Source organism: Nocardioides gansuensis, from assembly GCF_003076135.1.
Classification (GTDB): Bacteria; Actinomycetota; Actinomycetes; order Propionibacteriales; family Nocardioidaceae; genus Nocardioides; species Nocardioides gansuensis.
On sequence record NZ_QDGZ01000006.1, the window covers coordinates 338,127 to 352,308 of the forward strand.

At 64.6% G+C, this 14,182-nt stretch carries 11 protein-coding genes; 1 reads left to right on the plus strand and 10 read right to left on the minus strand.

Annotation, left to right across the window (positions count from 1 at the left end):
- Nucleotides 1-259: 259 nt before the first annotated feature.
- The 5 genes from DDE18_RS15540 to DDE18_RS15560 all read right to left on the minus strand — a co-directional run bounded on the left by DDE18_RS15540 (nucleotide 260) and on the right by DDE18_RS15560 (nucleotide 6,067).
- On the minus strand, nucleotides 260-2,044 hold the full coding sequence (locus tag DDE18_RS15540; protein ID WP_116573160.1) for an AMP-dependent synthetase/ligase: 1,785 nt from the start codon (nucleotides 2,042-2,044) through the stop codon (nucleotides 260-262).
- 214 nt (nucleotides 2,045-2,258) lie between these two features.
- Complete coding sequence (locus DDE18_RS15545; protein ID WP_116573161.1) at nucleotides 2,259-2,741, minus strand: tautomerase family protein; 483 nt, start codon at nucleotides 2,739-2,741, stop codon at nucleotides 2,259-2,261.
- A gap of 61 nt (nucleotides 2,742-2,802) precedes the next feature.
- On the minus strand, nucleotides 2,803-3,687 hold the full coding sequence (locus tag DDE18_RS15550; RefSeq protein ID WP_211754569.1) for an alpha/beta hydrolase: 885 nt from the start codon (nucleotides 3,685-3,687) through the stop codon (nucleotides 2,803-2,805).
- A 205-nt stretch (nucleotides 3,688-3,892) separates the two neighbouring features.
- Complete coding sequence (locus tag DDE18_RS15555; protein ID WP_116573163.1) at nucleotides 3,893-4,402, minus strand: hypothetical protein; 510 nt, start codon at nucleotides 4,400-4,402, stop codon at nucleotides 3,893-3,895.
- A gap of 564 nt (nucleotides 4,403-4,966) precedes the next feature.
- Nucleotides 4,967-6,067: a tyrosine-type recombinase/integrase gene (locus tag DDE18_RS15560; RefSeq protein WP_116573164.1), complete on the minus strand. Its 1,101-nt coding sequence runs from the start codon at nucleotides 6,065-6,067 to the stop codon at nucleotides 4,967-4,969.
- Between the two features lie 1,424 nt (nucleotides 6,068-7,491).
- Here DDE18_RS15560 and DDE18_RS15570 point away from each other — a divergent pair.
- On the plus strand, nucleotides 7,492-7,818 hold the full coding sequence (locus tag DDE18_RS15570; protein WP_133241235.1) for a hypothetical protein: 327 nt from the start codon (nucleotides 7,492-7,494) through the stop codon (nucleotides 7,816-7,818).
- 14 nt (nucleotides 7,819-7,832) lie between these two features.
- On the opposite strand, the gene DDE18_RS15575 is transcribed toward DDE18_RS15570, so the two are convergent.
- Genes DDE18_RS15575 through DDE18_RS15595 form a run of 5 tightly spaced genes read right to left on the minus strand, consistent with a single transcriptional unit; the run spans nucleotide 7,833 to nucleotide 14,053 of the window.
- On the minus strand, nucleotides 7,833-9,002 hold the full coding sequence (locus tag DDE18_RS15575) for a DNA cytosine methyltransferase (RefSeq protein WP_116573167.1): 1,170 nt from the start codon (nucleotides 9,000-9,002) through the stop codon (nucleotides 7,833-7,835).
- Nucleotides 8,999-9,442 carry a very short patch repair endonuclease gene (locus DDE18_RS15580; protein WP_211754570.1) on the minus strand — a complete coding sequence of 148 codons (444 nt, stop codon included), beginning with the start codon at nucleotides 9,440-9,442 and terminating at the stop codon, nucleotides 8,999-9,001. The genes DDE18_RS15575 and DDE18_RS15580 overlap by 4 nt, the downstream gene beginning before the upstream one ends.
- Nucleotides 9,439-10,041 (minus strand): hypothetical protein, encoded by a 603-nt coding sequence (locus DDE18_RS15585; RefSeq protein WP_116573168.1) that lies wholly within the window; start codon nucleotides 10,039-10,041, stop codon nucleotides 9,439-9,441. Before DDE18_RS15585 ends, DDE18_RS15580 begins: the two co-directional genes overlap by 4 nt.
- Nucleotides 10,042-10,061: 20 nt before the next feature.
- The gene (locus DDE18_RS15590) at nucleotides 10,062-11,723 is read right to left on the minus strand and encodes a DEAD/DEAH box helicase family protein (RefSeq protein WP_116573169.1); all 1,662 of its coding nucleotides are present in this window, start codon (nucleotides 11,721-11,723) and stop codon (nucleotides 10,062-10,064) included.
- A complete protein-coding gene (locus DDE18_RS15595) occupies nucleotides 11,720-14,053 on the minus strand; it encodes an ATP-binding protein (protein ID WP_116573170.1) in 2,334 nt (777 codons plus the stop codon). Before DDE18_RS15595 ends, DDE18_RS15590 begins: the two co-directional genes overlap by 4 nt.
- Nucleotides 14,054-14,182 lie beyond the last annotated feature (129 nt).

Sequence of the window (14,182 nt, forward strand, 5' to 3'; positions counted from 1 at the left end):
GAATTGCTGAATCTCGTGTCAAACCGCGACACCGTCGCCGTCGGGTCGACGGTATGCGGCGACGGTCATACGCGTCTTTGGTCTTCACGGGGTCGACGGTTCCGAAACCAGTCACAGTGCCCGTCGGACAGAAACGGGGAAGAGTCACCGAAGGTGGAGCTGCAGCACGAAACTGCCCTTCTCAGTTTGGAAGTCACCACCGGCACGACTGTTCGTCGAGGGCGTTCGTGCGTTCAGCGTTGCCTCGCGTGCAAGACGTCTATGTCGAGTAGAGGTCGTCGATCTGAGTGGCGTACTTTGTCGTGACATTCCTGCGTTTGAGCTTCATCGTGGGCGTGAGCTCGTCGCCTCCGGGCAGCCAGTAATCTTCGACCACCCTGAACTTCTTGATCTGCTCCACTCTGGAAAGTTGCGAGTTCGCAAGATCGACCCCGGCTGCAACCTCGGCGATGACGGCCGGATCGCTTGCCGACCTCCCGGCAGCTGCGTCGGGGTCGAGGGAGATCAACGCGACGTTGTAGAGCCGCCCGTCACCGATGCAGGCGACCGGCCCGATCAGCGGGCTGCTCGACCGCAGCCGTGACTCGATATTCGCCGGGGACATGTTCTTGCCGGCCGCATTGATGATGATCTCCTTCTTGCGATCGACGATCCGCACGTAACCGTCCTCGTCGACCGTCCCGATGTCACCGGTATGGAGCCACCCGTCCGTATCAATCGCCTTCGCGGTCTGTTCCGGCTTGTTGCGGTAGCCACGCATGACTGTCGCTCCACGGACGAGCAGCTCCCCGTCCTCGGCGACTGCCACCTCGATTCCGGGCAGGGGTAGCCCCACCGTGCCCTCCCTGATGGCGTCGCGCGGATTGATGGTGATGGCAAGGGACGTTTCGCTCATGCCCCACGCTTCGCAGATGGGAACACCGATTGCCGAGAAGAAGTCGAACACGTCGCGGGGAGTCGGGGCAGATCCAGAGAGGACCCAATCTATGTCCTCCAGGCCCAGCATTCGACGGAACCGGTCACCGACGAGCGCGGCCGCGACCGATGCCTGAATGTCGAAGATCTTGCCGGGCGAACGGTTGTCGCGTCCGGCCTGTGCCTTCTTGATCCCGGTGTCGATGGCCCAGCGCAGCAACGCGCGCCGTGCCAGGTTGGTGTCGGCCTCGAGCTGAGCCTCCAATTTGGCCTTGGCCTTCTCCCAGATACGGGGCACCGGATGGAACACCGTCGGACGCACCTGCGCGACGGCATCCAGCACCTCGCCGCCGACAGCACATGTCGTGACGGTGAATCCCCAGGTCATCAGAGCGCAATAGTGCGCACCCCACCGATCACCGATGTGCGCCGAGGGAAGGAAGGAGATGAAGCGACCGCCCGGTGTGGTGGGCATTGCTTCTTGCAGCGCACGAATCTGAGCCATCAAGTTGTGGTGAGTCAGTTCCACACCCTTGGGTGGGCCCGTGGTGCCAGAGGTGTAGATGAGCGTGAGGACGTCGTCAGGACTGACCGCCGACCACGTTGCTTCGAAATCGAAGTCCGGGTCGCCGGCAGCTTCCACGTCCTCGAGGCTGAGTGCCCCCTCCTGCGCGCCGTCGACCACGACGATCGTGTCGAGGGGGATGCCGCCATCGCGCACGGCCACGAGGCGTTCGACGAACGCGCGCTCGGTGATCACGATTCTGTTCGCAGCGTCGCTGAAGAGGTATTCGATCTGGTTGGGTGCCGAGGTGTTGTAGATGGAGAACGGTAGGGCGCCCAGGTGCATGGCGGCCAGGTCGACGATGTGAAATTCGGGCCGATTCGTGAGCATGATGGCGACGGTGTCGCCGGGCCGCACACCCAGCGCTGCCAGGCCGGCCGTCAGGCGTCGGACTCGCTCCGAGAGTGCGCCGAATGTCAGGGAGACGCCTCCGTCGACCGTGCGCAGAGCGACTTGGTCGGCCCGCGCGGCGGCGGTGATCTGGAACGCCTCGCACAGGGTCGCGGCCTGTAGCGCCTGGGTGAACGCCTCGTCGGGATCGATGGCGCCTTCGACTACGTGCATGTGTGATCTTTGCCTTTCGTGTGATCGCCGCCGCAGTAGGGAGCGATCCTGACCATCTCGATGTCAAGGGTGTTTGCTGTTGAAGGTCACGTGGGGCAGGCGTGAGCATTCCGACCTTCTGAACTCGCTGAACGGACCGACGGCACGGATCTCTGGCCCCAGAGACCCGTGCCGGGACTACACAGCGTCGGTCAGACTGTGAATTCCTCCTGACTTACACGCCCCCGTCCAGGCCCACGAGCGAACCATCCGGGTTGAAACCGGCCGTTTCGCTCCAGTCGTACGGGGACGCTTTGCCCTCCTGCCGCCACCGCATCTCCGCGGGCGAGCGCCACGGCGGCGGGGTGAACCCGTCGACCGTCCACAGATCTCGCGGCATCTCCTCGATGCTCATCTCCCATACGTATCCCCGCCCGTCGAGCCAGGGCCGGATGGTCTCGGTCAGCAGGTTCATGACGAACTCGCGCATCACCCGGGTGTTCATCGATCGTGCAATGTGCTCCACCTGGATGCGAACAAAGTTGTCGTCGGGCTCGCCACCCCTGAACGCGTTCCTCTTCTCCACCTCATAGAAGAACACGTCGCAGTAGAAGGCGGGCATCTCGGCCGCATAAAGAGCTGTGATCGCCTTTGCGAGGTCGTCTTTGTCTTGGTCGGTGTAGGCCCCAACAGGGTGGTGGATTCTCCAGAACGGCATGATTGCTTCTCCTTTTGTTGTAAAACGAGTGGGTTGTGAAACGAGTGATCACACTTTGATCTCAGACGGGTGCGGAAGCGACCTTCGGCGCCAGGTGTTCGAGGAAGAAGTCGCGTGCCGCGCTCGAGGAGAGCTCGAAGGGGTGACCGGTGTATGCGTCGAAGTGTCCGCCGGGGATCGTGACGAGACGCTTGGGCTCGGCCGCGGTCTCGAACGCCTCCTTGGCCCACTCGGCGGGCGTCACGACGGTGTCGTCCTCGGCGACCACCATCAGCAGCGGGGTAGGAGCGACGAACTTGAGGAACTGGCCTGGCTCGTAGTTCAGCTCCAACGAGCGCATCGTCAGTTCGTTGCGCCACGCGGTCCCCTCGTAGGGGGAGAAGAACTCGTAGGCATCGGGCATCGGGAAGGCTGCCGGCTGCGTGGGGTCCGCGGTGACCACCGGGATCGTCGCCGGTGCCTCTCCTCGGGCTCGCGCCAGGCGATCGGTTGTCTGCCCGTCCCATACGTCCTGCCAGAACTCCTCGGGCACGCTCGCCTCGAAGGTGCGCCGCATCGAGATCCCAGGAATCTGACCGCACACGGCCTTCACGCGCCGGTCGATCGCCGCGACCACGAAGGCGTTGCCGCCTGAGTAGCTCGAACCCCACACCCCGATCCGTGAGGCGTCGACCTCGGGCCGGCCCTGCGCGTAGGTGATCGCGTGCTGGGTGTCGTGAATCTGATCCCACGGGTCCAGCTCCTGCCGCGGCTTGCCCACAGCGGTGTCCGAGGCACCGAACCCGCGATGGTCGTACACCACACAGGCGAACCCCGCGGCACTGAACACGTCAGCGAAGGGCTCCAGACCCATCTCCTTGGTGCACGAGACTCCGTGGGTCAAGATGATGCACGGCGCCGGGCCGGACACACCCTCGGCCGGGTAGAACCAGCCGCGCAGAGTCACTCCCTCAGCATCGAACTCGATATCTTCGCGCATTGGCTTCTCCATTTCAGTAAAACAGCCTGGGGATGTTTGGCCAGATCCTCTGGGTGCGTGCCGCGCCGTGGCACGCGCCTCACCGATCGCGCCGGACCTCTGAGGTTCGACCTTGGCAAGTCGCGCGAACAAGGTGTGGTGCCGACCACATCAAAAGTACGAGCACCCGGCCTCAGCTATTTAGGCCGAATTCGCCCACCACTGGTAGAGAGTGGACACGAACCAACCCGAGGACCAAGACACGCGGGTCGCTGGGCTGCGCGGGCCCGTCGAATATTGGCGCGCGGTTTCGGGCGCGCACGAAGCGAATGCCGCCGATTGCGGCGTCGGCCCAGAGCGCCTCCACGTGGAAGGCGGCGATGCCGTCGCGCTCGCCCACGACGAAGTGCAGCTCGCCTCGGTCGAGTGCGATCCGGTCGCCGTCGGTTCCGTACCGAGGGCGGCTGCCCACGCGCTCGCCAGCTTCGCCGGCTCGCGGGCTGTCAAGGTCGCTCGCCGTCACGCGGCCCGGTGTCGACGATACGTCTGCTGTCAGCCACGTCAGGGGGTGACGAGCACCTTCAGGCCATGTCGCGTCCATCGACTTGTAGCCGTCGGGGACCTCGTCGAGAACCGATGGTGCGATCGAAGATTCTTCCGTCTCCCCGGTGCCGGCGAGCACGGCGGGCAGTAGCTCGGCCATGTAGGCGCGGCTCGACGCGAGGCACCGTTGAGGGTGATGTTGCCGGCGAACAGGCTGCCGAAGCCGATCGAGGCCTTCTCGAGCGCAGAACGGCACGCCGCCAGCACATGCGCGAAACGCTCGGCGGCGTGCACGCGCCTCGTGGATCGCGCCGGACTCCCCGGTTTCGAGTTGTCGGCCGCACGAGCAAGACGTGTGCTGCCTGTCACAGCAAGGTACGAGCAGGCGGTGTCAGTGACGTAGCTCTCGAACCGTGCCGCGCCACGACCATCTTCATGGGGCACCAGCACGCAGACCACATCGGTGGGTCCGCCGACGGATCGGACGACCCAAAGCGAAAGGAGGAGGAACGCGCGGATGACTTGTACCCGAGTTTGAGGACGACGCTTTCGCGCAGGATCAGCGTTATGACCATTTCCGTAGCGGAGAGTCGCCAAAGGGTTGAACCCGGGTAGGCCCGGCTTTGCCGGCGCGCCACGACGCGGCCTGCGGCCCAGCCGCCCTGAGAGCGGTGGACGGGGCGCGGCGGCGTCCCAGCGGTGAATTGGCCTCCCAAGTGCCTGGTTAGAGGTCTTTCGTCGCCAGGGCCGACAGGGCTTCGGCTATGACCTTGTCGCGATTCTCGGCCGCGTGTTGGTATCGCAATGCTGCGCCCGCGGTGGAGTGTCCGAGGCGGGCCATCAGCTCAGCCAGTGTGGCGCCGGTGCTGGCGGCCAGGACCGCTCCGGTGTGGCGAAGGTCGTGGAACCGGAGGTCGGGCCTTCCGGCTTCCTCGCGTGCCTTGTAGAAGACCTTGTAGAGCGTGGCGGGCGCCAGGTGCTTGGTCGGGTCTCCGGCTGCGGGGAAGAGGAGTCCGTCGCGGCCTCCGGTGATGTTGCTGGCCAAGTGGGTCTTGACAGCGGGGAGCAGGTGCGGCGGGATGGCTACATCTCGAGTGCCTGCGTCTGACTTCGGGGTCCCGATGACAAACGTGCCGTCGACCCGCACAACTGCGCGGCGTATCTTCACCACGCCGCGGGTGAGGTCGACGTCGTGTCGACGTAGCTCGGTGATCTCACCGAACCGGAGGCCACACCAGGCGGCGAGCAGCACCATCAGCCGGTAGCGCTCCGGCATGGCCTGAGCGAGCGCTCCTATTTCCGGCAGAGTCGCCGGCTCGATCTGCTTGGCACGCTTCACGTTCCCGGCGCCGCGGATGTGGCACGGGTTGTGAGTGATGAGGCGACGCTGCACGGCGTCTCCGAGGATGGTCCTGAGCAGCCCGTAGGCGTGCGCTCGAGACGTAGGGGCCGAGTCCCCCAGCCGGTAGTACCAGTCGTCGACGAGGTCGGCGGTGATGTGCTTGAGCGCTATATCGCCGAAGGTGGGCAGCAGCTTCGCGTCGAGCATCTTTCGGTAGTGATAGCGGCTGCGCGGCTTCAGGGTGCGGTTCGTCAGCCAGCGTTCGGCGTGCTCCCCGAACGTGATCGGAGGCTTGGTCGTGGGCGGGGTCCAGTCCTCGCTCTTGATCTCGCGACGTCGGTCAGTGAGCCACCCCTCGGCATCCTCAGCCGTCTCAAAGGTGACCGCTGCCTTGTGTCGGAGGGTGTCGGGGCCGAGGTAGGAGGCTTGCCACCGTCCAGATGGGAGCTTCCGGATCGCTCCGAAACCGCGTCTGCGTGCCATGCCTGGATCCCCCTCGCGTGCAACAACGTGCAACAAGGATGGCAGAGACTGTCCGTTTGCGTCCACGCCAAGAGGCGATACAAGATTGTATTTCCGCAGGTCAGGGGCCTAAAGGTCACTTATGTCCAGTATCGCCGATACCTCGGCAGAAGATTTCAAACCCAGTATCGCCCACTGGACCGGAAACAGCCTCTGACCTGCGAAAACAGCAGATTGGGGGCTGTCCGCTTTTGGCTCGCGTGTCCACTACGTGTCCATGGAGATCCCGTCTCCAAGCAGCGTGAACAGCAGCTCTATGTCTCCATGAGCTGCGGCCGGGAGTCGAACATCGCCTACGTGGCTCTCGACCAGCCGGACGACAGCCACTCGACGTCCGAGCCTGATGACGTCACGGCTCGCCCCGTGCTCTTCGGGGTGCTCCAACACAGCGGCGCAAGCATGTCCGCGCACCAGACGATTGAGGCCGAGTACGCACGATCGCGTCGATGACCGGCGCGAGCTCCTCCTCCACCGCGGGGCTGCCGCCTCCGCCCGCGCCTGATCGCCGGGTCTCATCCCGGAGCCGTTAGGGGAGATGTCCGCTGAGGACCGGCGGTCGATCGACGAGCGCGCGGAGCTCATCGAGACACGGGCCTATGCGCTGGCTGCCGCAGCTGTCGAGGCCGGTGCGCCTTGGGCGCGCCGATTGGGGACAGCGCCGACCGAGCCGATGGCCTACGAATCCTGGTTACGCGCGGCAGCGACAGTCGCCGCGTATCGCGATCGCTACAAGATCGAGTCTGATCTGCCGACTGGCGGAGGGGGCACTAGCGACGCTCAACGGGCCGACCGCCAGCGCGCCCTCGCCGCCGGCCGCGAGGCGGTATGGGTCTCGTCCCTCCGCGCGCCGGAGCCGCATGCGCCGGCCGCTCAAGTTCGTGCCGTATCGAGTCCATAGACGTCACAAGTCGTGGCCGTCCACAGGTTGGTGACGCAGTCGTGCCGAATGTCCCGTCGCGCCGTACGACGGAGGTGTCCCGTCCGAGTCCAAGGGAGGCCGCCCATGTTGTTCTTGATTGCATTGCCCGTTCTAGTCCTCGTAGCAGCTGGTCACCGATGGCTGCACGCGTACGCGCCTACGAACAATCTGCTGGCCTCTCGAGCGCGGCTGGCACCGCAAAGATGGCGCACTGTGCTGCTCCTCGTGGTCATCGCGATGATCCTCCTACTCGCGATGCGAGTGATCGAAGTGTGGGTCGGCTCAGGAGGGCCGAGCTGGCTGAATCTCGTGGTCCTGGTCCTTGCGTGGGACACGATCAAGTTCGGGATCGCATCCTGCCTAGTGGCCTTCGGCTGCGTGCGAAAGCTTGCAGTCGCTGCCGCGTCAAGCAGGCGACGTTGTCAGAACGGTGGCGCGTGTGCTTGACGCAGTCGACAATCGTCAGGTGGTCATCGTCTACCTCGACAGCGCCCCTGAGAACGTCGTCCCGGAGCTCGGGTTGAGGGTCGTCTCGATCCTCCCTGAGCGTTGGAACGGATGGCTCCGGCCCCTGGCGACCGCAGACGCCTTCGGCAACTTCCTCGATGCGTGGAGACGCAATGATCCGAACGGGATCTGGGGCTGGGCTACCGAGGTGGGCGACACCCTCGTGTGCAGCCGGTCCGACGACGACGAACCGGCGGAGGAGTTCCCGAAGGTGGACACGCTCCCTGACGGACGCGCCGTCTACGACTTCACCGGGTGGACCTGGGTGGAGGGTGCTGAGGTGTAGCGGCGTGCCCGCTCTCAGAGCCCCACGTGGTTCCGGAGACGTCGCGCAAGCAACTCGGCGATCGGCACGGCAACAGCGTTTCCGATCGCCCCCATGCTGCGGGAACGGGCAACCGGAAACTCGTAGTCATCAGGGAACCCCTGGATGCGAGCCGACTCGCGCACGGTCAAGTAGCGCAGCGAGTTGTCATCGAACCGAATCATCGCCTCGCCACCACTGACTCCGTGGACTCCGGCCTTGATGGTCTTGGCCGGCCAGTCGAAGGGGCTTCCCGAGTGCTTGGGGTAGGCACGAGCACCTGGAATCCCTCGATGGTTCGTGACGCCTTCGGCATCGACACCATTAACGGGCTCGGGTAGGCCCACGACAGCGTCGCGGATGGTCTGCCAGCGTGCCTTCTCCGGACGACCTAGCTCCTTAAGTTCTCGCTTGCGCTCCTCCATGCCGTCAGGCAGTACGGGCATCGCCATGCCGTGTGAGGTCCAGTAGTCGCCCGTGACCCACTGGTCGTAGAGCAGCGCGTCGCGGCTGAACTCGCCATCGATCTTGTCTGGCCAGGTATCGGCGTTCGGAAGGTCCGTTCGGATCCCGATCAGAAAAACGCGGCGCCGGTTCTGCGGCAGGCCGAAGTCAGCGGCGTCGATCAGATGCTGGGTGACGTGGTACCGCAAGGAACGTGGCCGAGCCTTCTTGATCCGAGCATCGTGCTCTGCCCAGAGTTCATCCTCGGTGGGGGTCACAGTCGGCTTCTCGAGCTGATGCCGGATGTAGGAGAAGTACGGCGAGAAGGACGGCCTCGTGAGCCCCGGGACGTTCTCAAAGATCACGAACTTCGGACGCAGCTTCCGCACGACGTCCAATGCCGCCGGAAACATGTTCCGATCGTCATCATCGCCTGCGTGCACACCTGCCAGCGAGAACGGCTGGCACGGGGGCCCGCCCGCTACTAGGTCGACCTGTCCTTCCTTGAGGTCGGTCTGTTTGAGCCAGATGCGGACGTCCTTCTCGTGCACATCGTCCTTGTTCCAGAGGTTCGGGTGCAGCTCCGCGTTGTGTCGAAGGATCGTCGCGGCGGGCTTGTGCCACTCGACCAGCGCAAGGTGTTCGAACTCGGCATTGCGAGTCCCGAGGGCCATGCCGCCGCCGCCCGCGAACAGCTCCACGGAGGTCAACGAGTTGCTCATCGGTCGGTGCCCTCCCGCCGACTGCGAACGGCAAATTCGACCCGATCCGCCGCTGAGACGACATCACGCTCGACGTCGGACGCCCAGACGCGTATCACCTGCCAGCCGGCGTCAGTCAGCGCCTGAGTGACCTGCGCGTCTCGCTGCATGTTGCGGCTGATCTTCTTCATCCAAAAGTCTGAGTTTGCGTGGCGGAACTCGTCCTCGAAGGACTTGTAGCCACGTGTCCGCCATCCGTTGCCGTGCCAACGGTCGCCATCCACGAAGCAAGCGACCCGGGCTGGCCCGAACACGATGTCGGGCTTACCAACCAGATTCGTAGACACTCGGAAGCGGAGTCCTCTCTTGTGCAGCTCACGGCGCAGGGCCATTTCGGGTCGGGTCCCGGTATGCCTGACAGCCGACATGATTCGGGAGGTCACCTGGGGGTCGCGCGTCACGTCTGGTCGCCGCCCTTCGACTGACGAGCGGCCACGCGGTAGTACTTGATGGCGATAGAACAGCGCTCAGCGATCCGCTTGTGGTGCGCCCTCTCCCCACGCGTGACCGGGTGATCCAACGTCTCCAAGATCACGATGCATCCCTCGTGGCTCGGGTTGCTCGCGAGGTGGTTGATCGTCGCCCACACCAGGTGGCGGAGGTTCTTCGCCGCATCCCACACGACGTAGGTCGTCGCGCCGTCGATCTTGGCGAGACAGTGAAAGGGCTTGACCCCCTGGCTGTTGTCGACCACAGCGGCGTCGGAGCCGAGAGCGTGCTGGACGAGTTGCTCAGCGGTGGGCCCGACGGAGGTGCCGAACCTCGCGTACCTCCCGGCTCCGAGCCGAGCCCGTCCGTACTCCTTCATCGGGCCGTCTTTGATCCATGAGCGGGCGTTCTCAATGCTCATGTACCTGGTGAGGACGCCGCCGATCTCGGGATCGGTCACCCAATCGTCGTACTGCGCGGTTCGGTTGTTGGCCGGCAGGTGCTCCCAGTCGAGCCGATCCGCGGCGGCATATAGAGCCTTGACCACACCGTCGATCTGATCCTTCGGCACGCGGCGGGACTCTGCGGCACTCATGATGCGGGGAGGTCCGGGTCGAGGAACTGGAGACGTGCGTCATCGTTCGCCGTCTCAAGGTCAGCGGCGTCAAGAATCCACTGCTCGAGGAGAGACTCGGCCCGAGCGTCGCTGAAGCTGATCTCCGGCTGAGGCACGTCGGGAACGACCTCGATCTCGTCCGCATTGGTCTGCCTGCGCAGGTTGAGCAGGGCAGCGACACGACGCAGGTCACTGACGAAGTCGAGCGCGATCACCTTGTGCTTGCCCTCGCGGAGCCTCAGGCCCCGCCCCAACTGCTGGACAAAGATCCGACGACTGTGGGTTACGCGGGCGAAGCAGATGATGTTCACATCGGGCACGTCGACGCCCTCGTTCAGGATGTCGACGGCAGTCAAGATCGGGACCCGGCCGGATCGGAAGTCGAGAAGGCGAAGCTGTCGATCGCGAACCTTCAAGCCCTCGTGGATTGCCTGAGTGTTGGACCACTCTGGCGTGCGGCGGATCAACTCCGCCATGCGTTCAGCGTGCTCCTTCGTCTGGCAGAACACGATGGCCCGCGGGTCGAGCGTCGACCGCCAGGCTGTGCTCAGCTCGTCAAGGATCGCCTCGTCGCGCTGCGGCAGGAACAACTTGGAGTTGAGCTCCTTCATCGAGTAGGAGCGCCGTGACACGTCCTTGACGACATCCCAGTCGATGTTGTCGAGGAACAGCCGGTAGTCGACCTGGGCGAGGTAGCCGAGGCGCATTCCCTCGCCGATGCCCAACTTGTAGGAGGCAGGCCCGAAATGGCTCTCGATGTCGTACTTGTCACCGCGCCACGGCGTCGCGGTGACCCCGAACTGGCTGGAGTCGCTCAACTCGGCCAGCAGTTGTCCGTACTGACCGTCCTCTCCCACATGGTGGGTCTCATCCACCATGACCAGGGAGGGCCGGTAACCCGCTAGCGCCACGTTGAGGGCACTCGCAACGGTCGCGAAGGTAACGCCGCGCAGGTCTTTGGGCTTCTCGTCGCCGGTAAGCACCTGGGTCTTCACGGTCTTCGGCAGGTGTCTCCAGAGGGCGCGCTCAAGTTGCGCGACGAGGTCCTTGGTGTGAGCAGCCACCAGGATGTCGGCTTTCGGGTCCAGTGAGAGGTGGTGAGCGATCACCTCTCCGCCGACGACGGTCTTCCCCAAGCCGGTGGCGAGCACAAGGAGCGCGCGGCCCTCGGTGTCGAGGTCCTCGATCAACGAGGCAACGGCTTCGCTCTGGTAGTCCCGCAGCCGGATTCGCACCGGCTGGTCCGCAGCCTGCTCCCACAGCTGCAGCAGGTCGGCGCCGGTCCAGAAGTCGATGCGCTGGCCGGTGCGAGCCAGGACCTGAGCGCGCGCCACAGCGTCTCGGCTGGGACGAACGTTGGTAACGACAACGCCGCGATCCGCGCGGTAGTGGTCCATTGCGTTGGAGACCTCATCGACCGCACTCTTCGGAACGCTGCCCTGCTTCTGCCACTTGGCCTGGAACACCCATTTCTGCCCGGCGATCGTGGCGAGCAGATCGCCACCTTCGTCGCCCGAGCCGTCGATGTTCGAGATGTCGCTGTACCGCAGCAGGGCAAGGAGCCGCTCGACCTGCGTGGTGAACCGACGCTCACCCCCAAGGATGAGGTGCCTGGGATCAACGAAAGAGTCGTTCACGACGAGTCCTCGGGCGCGTCGACCAGCTCCGCTTCCAACAGGCGGCAGCTCAACCGACCGCGGTTGAGTTCATCGGGCCGCCGCCGTGTCTGGTGCTCCGCCAACTGGCCGGCATCGTTCAGGTACCCGATCAGACGGTTGACCGTGAGCGCACGGGCGTGGCTGTCCGTGAACGTCTGGTACGGCGCCCGGAACACTCGGCCATCGAGGAACTCACCAGGACGTTGCTGGATGAGCCGGGAGATGGCAGCAGAGGACGCGTACAGAATCCAGGCGCCGCTCTCTCGAGCCTCCTGCCAATCGGCATCCATCCCCTCCTGAGCGAACCGCTGCTCGGCGGCTGCATGCTCAGGCTCCATCACGTAGCCCCAGAACCCCTCCGAGTTCCCCGAGATCACCGGCCGCATCGTGCGTCGCACGCGGTCAAGCAACGAGTGAGCGGCACCGCCGAGCGCCGTCGGGGTCACCTTCTGGTCGGGCAGGCAACGATCCATCAGGTCAGCGATGATCGAGCTGAGCGCCTGATTACTGCCTCGACGATCTCGGATGTGCTCGGCGACCCCGAGGACGGCGTACTCCCGCGGGTCCGCGCCAAAGTCAGTGAAGAGACTGTGGCCGAAGTCCACGAACACGTGAACATCGGTTCCGCGCTGCTGCTGAACGTAGACGGGCACCCGCTGGCCGCTCGTGTCCGCGACCTCGGTGCCGTTCAGGCCGTAGACGGTCACCTTCAGTGCATTGCCGAAGCCAGGCAGCGCGTACTCACCAGAGATATCGTGGAGGACCTCTCCCTGCTCGCGGTACCGCTCCTGCTTCTGGTCCTCGGTCTCACGGGGCGGAGTCGGGTCCCCGGGCTGCGGCTGGGAGTCAGTGGGCTCGGGGATGTCCAGCCGGGATCGAGCGTCGTCGTCGCCGGCGTCTCCGGGGTCGGTCGATTCAGGAGGCACGATGACCTTTGGCTCATCGTGCTGCTTCGCCTGCTCGTACCAGATGTGGTCGTGCTGGTACGCAGGGTCACCTTTGCGGAACAACTTCGCCCACTCACGGGCCTTCTCATGGATCGCGTGGTCGCCATCTCCGGGGACCAGGTACTTGAGGCCGGGATCCAGCCGTCGGTAGCCGGTGAAGAGACGACCGATCGGGGATTCGTTGGTCGGGTAACCCGCTTCGCGCGCGATATTCGGACGGAGAGGACCGTCCCCACGCAACGTGCGAACAACCTGCTTCCATTCGATCGTGTTGTACTCGAATGCGTTCTTCTGGTAGTTGACCCGCACGTGATCGATGTGGATCTCGCCCACGATCCGGCCCTCGTTCGGGACCTCGATCGGGTATTCGCTCTCTGGGCGAGCTCCTAGTTCGTTTGGATCCTCCCACGCGAAGATCCGCACGTCCCGAACAAGGATCTTGCGACCGTTGCGGAGGAAGTCGATGCCGAAATCGGACTTGTGGGAGTAACGCTGGATGCCCAGCCAACCCGTAATCCGGCGCTCGCGCTCCTCCAGCTCGGTACTGCCGCACTCCTCGCACTCGCGGACAGTCAGATCCTGCCAACGGCCACAGTCGTGGCAGGCGTTCAGCGACGGCAACTCCTTGTCGATCTCGATGTACGCGGGGTACTTGACGCCCCGCTGCACCACCGAGCGGTCCTTGTTCCAGATGCAGGGCAGCAACGGCTGCACGGACTTGCCGTCGACCCGGAGGGAGAAGTCACGCTCGCGAAGGAGAAACGAGTAGACGTCGCCGAGCAGGTCCCGGATCTTGGTCTGCTGGCGCGACAGGAGGTCGTGCTGCTCCTGCTTCAGGTCGCTGACGATGACCTGGGTGCCGTGCTCAGCCGGGTCATCCTTGGGCTCGCGGATGACGGGCACGACGAAGTTGTCCTGGGTGGCCATCTTTCGGAGGTCCAGAGTGACACTCACCCACTCGGAGTCCCCGGCACGGGTCGTGCGGACCTGGGTCGTGTTGCCGAGTCGAGCGGTCGCGATGTTGAAGCCCATGCCGAAAAGTCCGAGCTTGCCGTAGCGGGCGTTGCTCGACCATCCGGCGGACAGTGCCATGTTGAGGTGGTCGAGGCTCATGCCCCTCCCGTTGTCGCTGATCCAGACTTGCGCGTCGCGGTGGTCAGAGTCCCGGCTGGGCAGGCTGATGGTGACCGTCGGCGTGTCGTCCTCCGGAGGATCCGAGAGGAAGTCATCGAAGGCGTTGTCGATCAACTCGGCCAGGCACTGCCACGGCGCGAATTCGATGTCACCGAGCACCGCCAGCAGCCGCGGATGCGGCGTGACATCAATGCTCTCCCCGCCGATGGAGACTTCCTCATCGACCACAACTGACCCTTCCCTCGACCCTCGTCCGCTCCGTCTTGATGCGACTTTCCGACCCTAACCTCAGCGTCCGACACAGCTGACCGGAACGGCCCGTGTCGACTCTGAAAGGCTGAGCTCGTGCGGGGTCGG

Excerpts from the sequence above, each read along its gene's own strand:
- DDE18_RS15540 (WP_116573160.1), bottom strand. The coding sequence starts at position 2,044 with ATGCACGTAGTCGAAGGCGCCATCGATCCCGACGAGGCGTTCACCCAG.
- DDE18_RS15545 (WP_116573161.1), bottom strand. The coding sequence starts at position 2,741 with ATGCCGTTCTGGAGAATCCACCACCCTGTTGGGGCCTACACCGACCAA.
- DDE18_RS15555 (WP_116573163.1), bottom strand. The coding sequence starts at position 4,402 with ATGGCCGAGCTACTGCCCGCCGTGCTCGCCGGCACCGGGGAGACGGAA.
- DDE18_RS15560 (WP_116573164.1), bottom strand. The coding sequence starts at position 6,067 with ATGGCACGCAGACGCGGTTTCGGAGCGATCCGGAAGCTCCCATCTGGA.
- DDE18_RS15575 (WP_116573167.1), bottom strand. The coding sequence starts at position 9,002 with ATGAGCAACTCGTTGACCTCCGTGGAGCTGTTCGCGGGCGGCGGCGGC.